This is a genomic window from Bradyrhizobium sp. CAR08 (assembly GCF_052871955.1).
Genome location: NZ_JBIXJX010000010.1, coordinates 303,625 through 316,495, shown reverse-complemented (window position 1 = coordinate 316,495; position 12,871 = coordinate 303,625). Strand labels below are relative to the sequence as shown.

12 protein-coding genes are annotated in these 12,871 nt (G+C 64.4%); 7 read left to right on the top strand and 5 right to left on the bottom strand.

What is annotated here, in order from left to right; genetic code table 11:
• Nucleotides 1–231 precede the first annotated feature (231 nt).
• A complete protein-coding gene (locus ACIPUD_RS22695; protein WP_018455989.1) occupies nucleotides 232–903 on the top strand; it encodes a DUF938 domain-containing protein in 672 nt (223 codons plus the stop codon).
• A 116-nt stretch (nucleotides 904–1,019) separates the two neighbouring features.
• On the opposite strand, the gene ACIPUD_RS22690 is transcribed toward ACIPUD_RS22695, so the two are convergent.
• A complete protein-coding gene (locus ACIPUD_RS22690) occupies nucleotides 1,020–3,086 on the bottom strand; it encodes a prolyl oligopeptidase family serine peptidase (protein WP_446481574.1) in 2,067 nt (688 codons plus the stop codon).
• Nucleotides 3,087–3,293: 207 nt separating this feature from the next.
• Here ACIPUD_RS22690 and ACIPUD_RS22685 point away from each other — a divergent pair, with 207 nt between their 5' ends.
• Nucleotides 3,294–4,541 carry an MFS transporter gene (locus tag ACIPUD_RS22685; RefSeq protein ID WP_446481573.1) on the top strand — a complete coding sequence of 416 codons (1,248 nt, stop codon included), beginning with the start codon at nucleotides 3,294–3,296 and terminating at the stop codon, nucleotides 4,539–4,541.
• 174 nt (nucleotides 4,542–4,715) lie between these two features.
• Nucleotides 4,716–5,960: an MFS transporter gene (locus ACIPUD_RS22680; protein ID WP_446481572.1), complete on the top strand. Its 1,245-nt coding sequence runs from the start codon at nucleotides 4,716–4,718 to the stop codon at nucleotides 5,958–5,960.
• Here ACIPUD_RS22680 and ACIPUD_RS22675 read toward each other — a convergent pair.
• Nucleotides 5,952–6,386 carry a helix-turn-helix domain-containing protein gene (locus ACIPUD_RS22675; protein WP_018455993.1) on the bottom strand — a complete coding sequence of 145 codons (435 nt, stop codon included), beginning with the start codon at nucleotides 6,384–6,386 and terminating at the stop codon, nucleotides 5,952–5,954. The genes ACIPUD_RS22680 and ACIPUD_RS22675 overlap by 9 nt on opposite strands.
• Nucleotides 6,387–6,469: 83 nt before the next feature.
• Between ACIPUD_RS22675 and ACIPUD_RS22670 the strand changes: the two genes are divergently transcribed.
• Together ACIPUD_RS22670 and ACIPUD_RS22665 are read left to right on the top strand one after the other, a co-directional pair.
• Nucleotides 6,470–7,342 carry a class I SAM-dependent methyltransferase gene (locus tag ACIPUD_RS22670; protein ID WP_446481571.1) on the top strand — a complete coding sequence of 291 codons (873 nt, stop codon included), beginning with the start codon at nucleotides 6,470–6,472 and terminating at the stop codon, nucleotides 7,340–7,342.
• Complete coding sequence (locus ACIPUD_RS22665; protein ID WP_085349644.1) at nucleotides 7,335–7,847, top strand: DUF2938 domain-containing protein; 513 nt, start codon at nucleotides 7,335–7,337, stop codon at nucleotides 7,845–7,847. Before ACIPUD_RS22670 ends, ACIPUD_RS22665 begins: the two co-directional genes overlap by 8 nt.
• Here the strand turns inward: ACIPUD_RS22665 and ACIPUD_RS22660 are convergent.
• Both ACIPUD_RS22660 and ACIPUD_RS22655 read right to left on the bottom strand, forming a co-directional pair.
• Nucleotides 7,844–8,338 (bottom strand): VOC family protein, encoded by a 495-nt coding sequence (locus ACIPUD_RS22660; RefSeq protein ID WP_018455996.1) that lies wholly within the window; start codon nucleotides 8,336–8,338, stop codon nucleotides 7,844–7,846. The genes ACIPUD_RS22665 and ACIPUD_RS22660 overlap by 4 nt on opposite strands.
• 91 nt (nucleotides 8,339–8,429) lie before the next feature.
• Nucleotides 8,430–8,975 (bottom strand): carboxymuconolactone decarboxylase family protein, encoded by a 546-nt coding sequence (locus tag ACIPUD_RS22655; RefSeq protein ID WP_446481570.1) that lies wholly within the window; start codon nucleotides 8,973–8,975, stop codon nucleotides 8,430–8,432.
• Between the two features lie 136 nt (nucleotides 8,976–9,111).
• Here ACIPUD_RS22655 and ACIPUD_RS22650 point away from each other — a divergent pair, with 136 nt between their 5' ends.
• Nucleotides 9,112–10,326, top strand: a complete 1,215-nt coding sequence (locus ACIPUD_RS22650; RefSeq protein ID WP_446481569.1) for an acyl-CoA dehydrogenase family protein — start codon at nucleotides 9,112–9,114, stop codon at nucleotides 10,324–10,326.
• A 148-nt stretch (nucleotides 10,327–10,474) separates the two neighbouring features.
• On the top strand, nucleotides 10,475–11,614 hold the full coding sequence (locus ACIPUD_RS22645; RefSeq protein ID WP_446481568.1) for an acyl-CoA dehydrogenase family protein: 1,140 nt from the start codon (nucleotides 10,475–10,477) through the stop codon (nucleotides 11,612–11,614).
• Nucleotides 11,615–11,807: 193 nt separating this feature from the next.
• Here the strand turns inward: ACIPUD_RS22645 and ACIPUD_RS22640 are convergent, their stop codons facing one another.
• Nucleotides 11,808–12,845 carry an amino acid ABC transporter substrate-binding protein gene (locus ACIPUD_RS22640; RefSeq protein WP_026233067.1) on the bottom strand — a complete coding sequence of 346 codons (1,038 nt, stop codon included), beginning with the start codon at nucleotides 12,843–12,845 and terminating at the stop codon, nucleotides 11,808–11,810.
• Between the last annotated feature and the right edge of the window lie 26 nt (nucleotides 12,846–12,871).

Sequence of the window (12,871 nt, the reverse complement as noted above, 5' to 3'; positions counted from 1 at the left end):
GTCTCGATTACGAAATAGAAGCGTTCCAAAGCACAAAGGGCGCCGCCTGACAATCAAGACTATCCACGCGACAAAATGGAGTTAATATCTTCCCGATTGCAACTAAAGAGATTATTTGTTCAGCCGGCTTGGTCCGAGAGTTAGGGACCGTGGCGCGGGCCGGCTGTTTCCTGAGCGTTTGGGCGCTCAACCTGTTTTCATCGCGTTCTCGTTTTTTCAAGGGGACCTCACTTGGCTGAATATGTCGTCGAATTCGGCAGGGATGGCGGTCGGGTCGAGTCGGATGGGCGGCTCGATGCGCCGGCATTTCATCGCAATCACGAGCCGCTCTGGGCGGCACTGGAACGGCATCTCGCCGGCTGCACCGGCAACGTGGTCGAGCTCGGCAGCGGAACCGGCCAGCACGTGGTCTACTTCGCCCGTCACACGCCCGGCCTGATCTGGTGGCCCAGCGATCTCAACCAGCGCCACCTCAAGAGCATCGAGGCCTGGCGCGTTCATTCAGGCCTCAAAAACATCCGCTCGCCGCTGCGGATCGATCTCACCGATCCGGACTGGTGCCCGGAGATGAAAAGCGGGCAGGGGCCGTCGAGTCTTGCCGCATTGTTCTGCGCCAATGTCATCCACATCGCGCCATGGAGCGTCGCCGAGGGTCTGTTCGCCGGCGCCGGCCGCTATTTGCGGGCCGACGGCAAGCTGTTCCTCTACGGCCCGTTCAAGCGCGGCGGCAAGCACATCGCGCTCAGCAATGCGGTGTTCGACACCTCCCTGCGTGAAGGCAATCCCGACTGGGGCGTGCGTGACATCGCCGATGTCGAGGCGCTTGCCCGCGGCGTTGGTCTTCGCCTTGTCGATACGATGGACATGCCCGCGAACAATCTGACCTTGGTATTCGCGCGATAGGAGGTCGTCATGCCCGGGCTTGTCCCGGGCATCCACGTTCTTCGTGCACCAGCTAAGGCGTGGATGGCCCGGTCAAGCCCGGCCATGACGGTGCGGAGATGTCAGCGCCGCAAACGCTAGCCCTCGTCCTTCCACCCGATCTTGTCCTTTAAGAACCGAAAGCCAATCACCTCGAACCCGGCGCGCTCCTTGTTGTCCTTGCCGTAGCCGTGGCCACCGGCTTCAGGCTCGTAGAACCAGGCCTCGTAGCCCATGGCCTGGAGCTTTGCCGCCATCTTGCGCGCATGCCCGGGATGGACACGGTCGTCGCGTCGCGTGGTGGCGATCAGGATCGGCGGATACGGCTGGCCGGCCTTGACGTTGTGATAGGCGGAGTAGGACTTGAGCCAGTCCCACTCCTCGGGCTTGTCGGGATCGCCATATTCCGCGATCCAGCTCGCGCCGGCGAGCAGCTTCGTGTAGCGGCGCATATCGATCAGCGGGATGGTGCAGAACAGCGCGCCGAAACGTTCGGGGTATCGCACCAGCATGTTGGTGATGAGGATGCCGCCGTTCGATCCTCCCTGTGCGGCAATGCGCTTTGCCGTTGTCATGCCGCGGCGGACGAGATCGGCGGCAACGGCCGCGAAATCGTCGTGCGACAGTTTCTTGCCGGCGAGCCGGCCGGCATCGTGCCAGCGCGTGCCGAATTCGCCGCCGCCGCGCAAATTCGCCTGCACCGTGGTGCCGCCACGCTCCAGCCACAGCTTGCCGAGTGACGGGTTGTAATACGGCTTCACCGAATGGGCGAAGCCGCCATAGGCGCTCATATAGACCGGTGCATCGCCGGTCTCGCCGGCGGGGCCGGTCTGTACATAGGGGATGCGTTCGCCGTCGGTCGAGATCGCTTCGTGCTGGGTCACCACGAGGCCGTCGGCGTTGAATGTTTTCGGCGCCTGCTTTAAGACCGTCGGGCTCGCGACGCCGCGCTCGATCAGCAGCAACGACGGCGGCGTCAGCGGATCCTGCACATTGGCAAGCAGGTCGCCATTGCTCTCGGAGGGATGGCGATCCAGCGGCCAGATGTCGACGACGCCGATCTGCGGCAGGCCGCCGAGCGACGCGCGGCTCCAGCCTATGGCCGACGGCGTGCAGATCTCGAATTGCGGCTGGAGCTCGTCGAGGATCGACAGCACCAGCTTGCCTCCGGTCCAGAACAGGCCTTGCAGGGCGCGGCGAGGTTCCGGCTCGAACAGCACCGCGAAATCGCGGCTGCCGGCGAGGAACGCCGAGAGCGACATGCCGAGCACGGTGTCGGCGGCATAGGTCTTGCCCTCGATCGACCAGGCTTCGCGCAGCTTCATCGCGAACCAGTCGCCATGCGCCTGCAACCAGATGCCGGTCGGCAGATCGAGCTTCGTCGTCGCACCGTCTGCATCGCGCAGCCAGAGCGCATGATTGAAGAAGTCGATCTGGTCGACGATCCAGCTGCGCGGGGCCGCAGCGGTGTCGTCGACGATGCCGGAGATCGCCATATGATCGGCCGTGGTCTCGATGATCACCTGCGCCTGATCGACAGGCTGGCCGCGTCGCCACAGGCGAACCGTCCGGGAATATCCCGAGCTCGTCGCCATGCCTTCGCCATGGGCGCTCGACAGCAGCAGCGTGTCGGCATCGAGCCAATCGGCGCCGCCCTTGGCTTCCGACAGCGCAAATCCGTCCGCAACGAAACTCTTGGTGTCGAGGTCGAATTCCCGCAAGGTGACGGCATCGCTGCCACCGCGCGACAGCCCCAAAATGGCGCGCGCGCTTCCCGGCTGCGTGGTGATGCCGCTCAGCAGCCAGTCCTCGCCTTCGCGTGCCGCGAGCTGGTCGACATCCAGCATGATTTCCCACGTCGGATGCGGTTTGCGAAACTCCGCAAGGGAAGTCTTCCGCCACAGGCCGCGCGGGTTGGTGGCGTCCTTCCAGAGATTGTGCAGTTCGGTGCCGCGGCGGCTGACATAGGGAATGTTGTCGGGACGATCGTAGATCGCCGCGAGGATGTCGCGATCGCGCGCGAAGGCCGCTCCGCCGAACGCGTCGAGTGTCAGGCTGTTCTGCCGTGTGACGAAATCGAGCGCCTGCTTGCCTTCGATCTCCTCCAGCCAGAGCCAGGGATCGTCGTCAGGAGCGCTGAGCGTAGGCCTGTCGTCGACGGACATGAACGAAACTCCGGAAGGTCGCGGCGGATAGGATTTGATCGAGCGCAAGCCGTCAAGTGCGCGGCCCATTATCATCGGCCCGATTGCGTCAGAGACATGGCCTGCGCCCGTTTGCGCCGGTTGCCCGCCCTCCCGCGTCCCGCCATAGTGCCGGGAATCAAGCGAGCCCTTGAAAGCACTTAAAAGCCCGTTGGGGCGGAAATGCCGATGCTGGATGTGACTGCAGCCAATGAGGTCGCCGCCGACGCCCGCGTGCGCGCCAATGTGGTGCGCCTTGCTGCCGCGCAGGCGCTGACCGGCGCCAATTCGGCGGTGATCTTCGCCACCGGCTCCATCGTCGGTGCGACGCTTGCACCCGACATGTCGCTCGCGACGGTACCGCTGTCGATGTACGTGCTGGGGCTTGCGGCCGGCACGCTGCCGACCGGCGCGATATCGAGTCGCTTCGGCCGCCGCTGGGCCTTCATCATCGGCACGGGCCTGGGTACGCTCACCGGCCTGCTCGGCTGCTTCGCGATCTTGCACGCTTCGTTTCCGTTGTTCTGTCTGGCGACTTTTCTTGGCGGCCTCTACGGCGCGGTGGCGCAGTCCTATCGCTTCGCTGCCGCCGACGGCGCCAGCGCGGCGTACCGACCCAAGGCGGTGTCCTGGGTAATGGCGGGCGGCGTGTTCGCCGGCGTGCTCGGTCCGCAGCTCGTGCAATGGACCATGGATGTCTGGCAGCCTTATCTCTTCGCCTTCAGCTTCTTGGTCCAGGCGGCTGTCGCGCTCATCGCGATGGGCATCGTCGCCGGGGTCGACATGCCGAAACCGGCGCCGGCCGATCTTCATGGCGGGCGGCCGCTGCTCGAGATCGTGACCCAGCCACGCTTCATCGCCGCGGCGCTGTGCGGCGTCATCTCCTACCCCATGATGAACCTGGTGATGACCTCGGCGCCGCTTGCCATGAAGCTGTGCGGCTTGAGCGTTTCAGATTCCAATTTCGGCATTCAATGGCACATCGTCGCCATGTACGGGCCGAGCTTCTTCACGGGCGCGCTGATCGCCCGCTTCGGCGCGCGCAAGGTCGTTGCCGCCGGCCTGCTGCTGGAGGCCGGCGCGGCCTGCATCGGCCTGTCCGGCATCACCGCGATGCATTTCTGGGTCACGCTGATCGTGCTCGGTGTCGGCTGGAACTTCTCCTTCATCGGCGCCTCGGCGCTGGTGCTGGAGACGCACCGGCCGCAGGAGCGCAACAAGGTGCAGGCCTTCAACGATTTCCTGGTGTTCGGCATGATGGCGATCGGCTCGTTCTCGTCCGGCCAGTTGCTCGCCAGTTACGGCTGGTCCGCGGTGAACATGGTGGTGTTTCCGCCGGTGCTGCTCGGTCTCGCCGTGCTCTCGTTGGCGTCCTGGACCCGTCGCCGCAAAGCGCGGCTCGACGCGGCCATGGGCGAGTTCCCGGATGCGATCTGACATGGCGGGAGGCTGTCAGCAGCGTTGATAGTTCGATCCAGGTCGAAGTGATTTTCTGGTGAAGGTTACTAGATGTCGTCATGGCCGGGCTTGTCCCGGCCATCCACGTCTTGGGCGCGCGGATCGAAGAACGTGGATGCCCGGAACAAGTCCGGGCATGACGGAGTAAGCGGCATGCTCGATAACCCTCGACACGACGGATCCGTCGACGAATCCTCTCTCCGCTACGAAGGCTGGCGCATCGTTGCGGTCTGCTTCCTGCTCGCGACCTTCGGCTGGGGGCTCGGCTTCTACGGCCAGAGCGTCTATGTCGCCGAGCTCCAGCGTGCGCACGGCTGGTCGGCCTCGCTGATCTCGTCGGCCACGACGTTCTTCTATCTGTTCGGCGCGCTGCTCGTCGTCTTCGTCGGCGAAGCCGTCAACAAGTACGGCCCGCGCCTCGGCCTGATCGCAGGGACGCTGGCGATGTCGGCCGCGGCGGTCGCGATCGGCGCGGTGCGCGAACCGTGGCAGCTTTATCTCGCGAACGCCGTGCTCGCCTTCGGCTGGGCCGGCACGAGCCTGGCCATGATCACCAACACGATCAGCCTGTGGTTCGACCAGAAGCGCGGCATGGCGATCAGCCTCGCGCTGAACGGCGCAAGCTTCGGCGGCATCGTCGGCGTGCCGCTGCTGGTGACCTTGATCGGCCATGTCGGCTTCGCCAGCGCGATGTTTATCGTCGCCGGCGCCATGCTGGTACTGCTCGTGCCGGTGATCCTGATTGTCGTCGGCCGCCCGCCCGATCTCCATGGCCGGCGCGCCGCGACGAAAACGAAGCCGCAATCGTCGGCGCAGATTCGTAGCCAGGCGTTGCGCGATGTCGGCTTTCTTACCGTGACCATTGCCTTTGCTTTGGTGCTGTTCGCGCAGGTCGGCTTCATCGTCCACCTGATCTCGTTCCTCGATCCCGTGATCGGGCGCGAGCGCGCGGCCGTCGCGGTTGCGGTGCTGACCGCGATGGCGGTGATCGGCCGGGTGCTGTTCTCGCTGGTGATCGACCGACTCAACCAGCGGCTCGCCTCGGCGCTGTCGTTCCTGAGTCAGGCCGTGGCGCTGTGTGTCGTCATCAATTTGCACAATGATTACGTGCTGATCGCCGCCTGCGCGTTATTCGGCTTCTCGGTCGGCAATCTCATCACGCTGCCGTCGCTGATCGTGCAGCAGGAATTCGATTCCGCCTCGTTCGGCGTGCTGATCAGCCTCAACACCGCGATCAACCAGGTGACCTATGCGTTCGGCCCCGGCGTGGTCGGTTTTCTGCGCGATTTCTCCGGTGGCTATGAGCTGCCGTTCTATCTGTGTATTGCGCTGGAGCTGGTGGCCGCGGCGTTGATCATGGTGCGGGGGCACACAAGGCGATCGACCGCTTCAGTCTGATCGCGGCGCGCGCGGGGCCCGCTTGGGCGACCTCGCCTTTCCCAATGCCGCGACCCGCATGAGGCGGCGAAAATGCAGGCATTCCATGTGACTTGGCGCCGGACAGGCCGCGGCATGGCGCAGGCCGTCGCGCATCGCGATAAGCTTGCGGATCGTTCGGTCCAACTCGTCGGCCTTGGCGGCAAGCTTCCGCCGGTCGATACGCGGCCGTCCGTCGGGTGCGAACATCCGGGCAACTTCATCGAGCGAGAAGCCCGCCGCGCGCCCCAGCGCGATCAGCGCCAGGCGATCCAGGATCTCCAGATCGAACAGCCGGCGCAGGCCGCGCCTGCCGATCGGGGCAATCAACCGCTTTTCCTCATAGAATCGCAGCGTCGACGCCGGAACACCGGAGCGCCGTGCGACTTCGGCGATATCGATCGTCATCACGCCTCTTGACCTCAAGTTCACTTGAACTGGCAGTATGCCGCGTCCAACGCCGCCAAGGCAAGACGAAAGGGGAAACCATCATGGACGCTATGCAGAAGGCGATTGAGCAGATGAGGCTTTGGAATGGTCCCGCCGGACGCGCCTGGGTCGAGACCCAGGACATCCTGGATGAGATGTTCAAGCAATTCGAGAGGCCGCTGTGCGAGGCCGTTCCTGCCGGCTCCAATCGTCGCGTCCTGGACGTCGGCTGCGGCACCGGTGGTCTGACCGTTGCGGTCGCGCGAAAGCTCGGGCAAGGCGGCCGTGTGGTCGGCATCGACATCTCCGCGCCGATGATCGGGGCGGCGCTGGCCCGCGCCGAGCGCGAAGGCACCTCGGCCAGCTTTATCTGCGCCGATGCGCAGCACCATAAATTCGACCCGGCGAGCTTCGATACGATCATTTCACGTCTCGGCGTGATGTTCTTCGAAGACTTCGTTGCGGCCTTCGCAAATCTGAGGCGCGCTGCCGCCGAAGGCGCCGGGCTCGCCGTCGTTGCATGGCGGGGCGCAGCGGAGAATCCGTTCATGACGGCGGCCGAACGAGCCGCCGCGCCCCTTCTGCCGAATATGCCTGCCCGTCCATCCGGCGGTCCGGGGCAGTTCGCCTTCGCTGACAAAGATCGGGTCAGGATCATCCTGCTGGAGAGCGGCTGGACCGAGATCGACATCCGGCCGGTGGATATTCCATGCCGCTTTCCTGCCAGCGAACTCGCTCGCTATGTCGGTTGGCTGGGACCCGTCGGAACGATCCTGCAGGACGCCGACAGGGGATTGCGCGAAAGGGTCGTGGATGCGGTGCGGCCCGCCTTCGCCCCCTACGTGGAGGCAGATGCGATCCGTTTTACCGCCGCATGCTGGATGATCCAGGCGCGGGCTTCAGCCGACGCGGCAGGCGAGGTCTCGAATGGGTGAAATGATTGAATTTCTGGTCGGCGCCGCCTTGATCGGATCCGGTGCAACGGCCGTGATCGATGGTTGGGCAGTTCTCCGCGCGCATGTTCTTGGAATCCCATCGCTAGACTATGGACTCCTAGGTCGCTGGCTCATCCTGCTCGCGCGCGGACAGTATCGGCATCTTAAGATCGCGGCACCCGATCCGGCTCCACGCGAGCGCCTGATTGGGTGGGCCGCGCACTACCTGATCGGCATTGCGTTCGCGGCCGTCTTGCTGGCGATCTGGGGGCTCGATTGGCTGCATTCCCCGCGTGTCGGCCCCGCATTGATCGTCGGAATCGGCAGCGCGGCGGCACCTTTCCTGATCATGCAGCCGGGCATGGGCCTCGGCATTGCTGCCCATCGCGCGCCACGTCCCAACGTGGCGCGTCTCAACACGCTACTCACGCATGCCGTGTTCGGCGTCGGGCTCTATGCGGCCGGATGGGTCCTGAGGCTCGTGCAGTGGCGAGGTGCGGACTAGGCCTCCCGCTGCTTCAGCAGCTCCTCCACATCCAGCCGCTTCGTGAACATCGAAAGCTTGCCGTCCGGCCCGAATGGCCATTGCTCCCGCGGCTTGTCCCAATACAGCTCCACACCGTTCTGGTCCGGATCGCGCAAATACAGCGCCTCGCTGACGCCGTGGTCGCTGGCGCCGTCGAGCGCAATGCCGGCCGAGAGCACGCGGTGCAACGCATCCGCCAGCGCCGGCCGCGTCGGATAGAGGATCGCGGTGTGATAGAGCCCGGTCGCATCAGGCGGCGGCGGCGAGCCGCCCTTGCTCTCCCAGGTGTTGAGCCCGATGTGGTGGTGATAGCCGCCGGCCGAGATGAAGGCCGCGCCCGAGCCCATGCGCTGCATCAGCTCGAAACCGAGCACGCCGCAATAGAAGCCCAGCGCGCGATCGAGATCGGCGACTTTGAGATGAACGTGGCCGATCCTGGTGCCGGCGGCGACGGCTTGGTTTTGCGACATGCGGCTGCTCCGTTAATGAACTCCAATTAGGTCCGGCCTCGGGACAGTGCTACCGGCCGATCTCGAAACCCAGCGTTTCCGGATAGGCAACTTACGACAGCTCCCGCACCTCGCCCTCCGGCAGCTCGAACTCAAACGTGTTCAGCGTCATCGACACCAGCGTGTAATAGCCGCAGAGACCAATCACCTCGACCACGCCGCGCTCGCCGAGCAGCTTCACCGCATCGTCATAGAGGCCCTTCTCGACGCCGTGGCGCTCATGCAGCGATTTTGCGACGTCGTAGATCATCTTAGCCCTGGGATCGTCGAAGACGGGTGTGCGGCGGTCGCGGATCGCGTCGATGATGTCAGGGTCCATGCCGCCGGCAAGCGCCAGCCGCTTGTGCGCGTACCATTCGTAATGGGCGGTCCAGTGCCGCGCCGTCACCAGGATCGCGATCTCCGAAAGTTTCGCGGGAAATATCGTATCGTAACGCAGGACCTCGCCGAGCCGCGTGGCGTGACGGGCCATGTCGGGGCTGTTGAGCCAGGCCATCATCGGTGCCGGCGGCCTGCCGCGCTTGCCGGCAATCGACTCGTCATAGGTCTGCCGCTGGCTCTCGTTCATTTCGCCAGGCGAAAGAAGCTTCAGGCGCATTGTTGTTTCCTCTTTGTTTTCAAGCTCGCCGTGGCGGCAACTATAGCGGATGCGTGACACGGAAGTGGTTGAATTCCGCGGGAGCTTGGCCCAGAGTCGCGCCCAACAAGCCGATTTTGAATGATGGAAACGACCAATGACTGACTCCAGGGCCAGCGAGACTGAGACCGCCGATCTCGAAACATTCCGCAGCGAAACGCGCGCCTGGTTGGAAGCCAATTGCCCGCCGGAAATGCGCAAGCCCGCGACGTCCGACGCCGACGTGTTCTGGGGCGGACGTAACGCAAAATTCTCGTCGGAGCCGCAGCGCATCTGGTTCGAGCGCATGCGCGACAAGGGCTGGACCGTACCCGATTGGCCGAAGGAGTACGGCGGCGGTGGTCTGAGCGCCGCCGAGCACAAGGTGCTGCGCGCGGAGATGGCCAGGATCGGCACGCGGCCCCCGCTGTCGAGCTTCGGGATCTGGATGCTCGGGCCGGCGCTGCTGAAATACGGCAACGATGCCCAGAAGAAGGAGCATCTGCCAAAGATCGCCGCGGGCCTGATCCGCTGGTGTCAGGGCTATTCCGAACCGAACGCCGGCTCCGATCTCGCCTCGCTGCAGACCCGCGCCGAGAGCGACGGCGATGATTTCGTCATTACCGGCCAGAAGATCTGGACCTCCTATGCCAACTATGCCGACTGGATCTTCTGCCTCGTCCGCACCGATTCCGCCGCGAAGAAGCACGACGGCATCAGCTTCATCCTGTTCGACATGACCTCGAAGGGCGTGACGACCAAACCGATCCTCCTGATCTCCGGCTACTCGCCGTTCTGCGAGACTTTCTTCGACAATGTCCGCGTGCCGAAATCGCATGTGGTCGGCACCGTCAATCGCGGCTGGGACGTCGCAAAATATCTGCTCCAGCATGAGCGCGCGATGATATCAGGCATGGGCGAGCGCGGCGTCGGCCGTCCGCTCGGCCAGATCGCGGCCGATTCCGTCGGCACCGATGCGCAGGGACGGCTCGACGATTCCATGCTGCGTGGCCGGATCGCCAGCTTCGACGTCGACGAAGCGGCCCTTGCCGCCTGCGCCGAGCGCGCGGTCGATCTCGCCAAGGCCGGTCAGGCCCATCCGGCGTTCTCGTCGGCGATGAAATATTACGGGACCGAGCTCAACAAGCGCCGTTACGAGATCCTGATGTCGGCCGGCGGCGTCGATGCGCTTGAATGGGAGAGCGAGCGTTCGAAACAAGGAGCGCGTCCGCGCGCCTGGCTGCGGACCAAGGCCAACTCGATCGAGGGCGGCACCACCGAGGTCATGCTCGGCATCGTCGCCAAGCGCATCCTCGATTTGCCGGGGGCGTAACCCCAGCGTCGTTCCGGGGCGGTCCGCAGGACCGAACTCAGGTGCGCGGTTGCGCACCTGAGAACCTCGAAATTCCGGGTTCACGCTTCGCGTGCCCCGGAATGACAACAACAGACATGCATTCCGCCAGACGTTAGAGACATTGCACATGGCCCTCGTCCTCACCGAAGAACAATCGATGCTCCGCGACAGCGCGCGCGGGCTGATCAGCGACAAGGCGCCGGTGTCGCATTTGCGGCATCTGCGCGATAGCAAAGACCCCATCGGCTTCTCCAGGGAGTTTTGGCATTCCTTCGCCGAGATGGGTTTTGCCGGCTTGCTGGTGCCGGAAGAGTTCGGCGGCAGCGGCCTCGGCTATGTCGAGGCCGGGGTGGTGATGGAGGAGATCGGCCGCACGCTGATGCCCTCGCCCTTCCTCGCAACCAGCGTGGTCGCGGCCTCGGCACTGAACCGTGGCGGCAATGCCGCGCAGAAGTCGGAGTATCTGCCGAAGATTTCCAACGGCTCCCTGCTCGCGACGCTCGCGATCGACGAGGGCGCAAAACACCGCCCGCTTCAGACCAGCCTCCAGGCCGTGCGCGCCGGCAACGGCTTCAAACTCTCCGGCGCCAAGGCGCTGGTGGTCGACGGTCACGTTGCCGATCTCCTCATCGTCGCTGCGCGTACGGCCGGCTCAGCCGGCGAGCGCGAGGGGCTGACGCTGTTCCTGGTCAACCCCAAGGCCAAGGGCGTTGCGATCGAGCGCACCATCATGGTCGACGCGCACAATGCGGCGCGGATCGAGCTTGCCAATGTCGAGGTCAACGCCGACAGCGTGCTCGGCGAAGTCGACCAGGGAGGCGGGCTGCTCGAGGGCGTGCTCGATATCGGACGGGGCGCAGTGGCCTCCGAAATGGTGGGTCTGAGCGAAGAGGTGTTCAACCGCACCGTCGAGTACCTGAAGAGCCGCAAGCAGTTCGGCAAGCTGATCGGCGAATTCCAGGCGCTGCAGCACCGCGCCGCCGAACTCTATGTCGATATCGAGATCACCCGCGCCGCCGTGATGAAGGCGCTGCAAGCGCTCGATACGGACGTCGCCAAGGCGGCGTCAGCCGTCGCAGTGGCGAAAGCCCGCGCCGGCACCACCGCCACGCGCGCGGTGCAGGAAGGCGTGCAGATGCATGGCGGCATGGGCATGACCGACCAGTTCGACATCGGCTTCTTTATGAAGCGCGCGCGCGTGTGCGAGGAATTGTTCGGCGACGCCAATTACCACACCGAGCAGCTGGCAAGGGCGCGGGGGTATTGAGGCGAGGGTACCAATGGGCACAGCTGCGCCTCGAATAGAGGTGTCGTCCCGGCGAAGGCGCGGGACCCATAACCCCAGGGAGCAGTTTGAGAAAGACTCGGAGTTGCTAGCTGCCGCTACAATTTCCGATGGTGGTTATGGGTCCCGGCCCCCCGTGCGCAATTGCGCACTAGGCCGGGACGACAAAGACCTCTTACCGCACCGGCGGCGCGTACTGCACGCCGCCCGCATTCCACAGCTGGTTCATGCCGCGCGGGATCTTCAGCTTCGACTTCTCGCCGATGTTGCGCTCGTACATCTCGCCGTAATTGCCGACGTGGCGGATGATGCGGACCACCCAATCCTTGGTCAGGCCGAGCTGCTCGCCGTAATTGCCCTCGGTGCCGACCAGCCGCATCACTTCCGGCTTCTTCGACTTCAGGGCCTCGTCGATGTTCTCCGAGGAGACGCCGAGCTCCTCGGCGTTGATCATCGCGTACAGCGTCCACTTCACGATCATCATCCAGTCGTCGTCGCGCTGGCGCACGACGGGGGCGAGCGGCTCCTTGGAGATCATGTCCGGCAGGATCATGCTGTCGCCGGGCTTCGACAGGTTCAGCCGCAGCGCGTAGAGCTGGGAGACGTCGGCGGAGAGCGTGTCGCATTTGCCGGTGTCGTAGGCTTTCACGACGTCGTCCAGCTTGTCGAACTTCACCTCTTCATACTTCATGTTGTTGGCACGGAAGTAATCCGCGACGTTGAGCGCCGTGGTGGTCCCGGTCTGGACGCAGACCTTGCTCCCGGTCAGGTCCAGCGCGGTTTCCTTGTTGCGCGCGCGCGGCAGCATGAAGCCTGCGCCGTCGTAATAGGCGACCGCGGGGAAATAGAGATCGTAGTCGAGCTCGCGCGCCATGCTCCAGGTCGAGTTGCGCGAGAGGATGTCCACTTTCCGGCTCTGCAATTCCTTGAAGCGCTCGTTGGCATCGAGCGCGACGAATTTCGCCTTGCTCGGGTCGTTGAAGATCGCGGAAGCCACCGCGCGGCAGAAATCGACGTCGAAGCCGGTCCAGTTGCCCTTGTCGTCGGGGATCGAGAAGCCCGGCAGGCCCTTGTTGACGCCGCACAGCACTTCGCCGCGGCGGACGGTGCGCTTCAACGTGCGGGTGTCGTAGAATTCATAGATGATGGCCAGGACGGCGACCAGCACGGCGACTGCGAGCCCGATCAGCAGGCCGCCACGAAAAGTGCGCATCATGTTGCTCTCTCGAAAAATCGGGA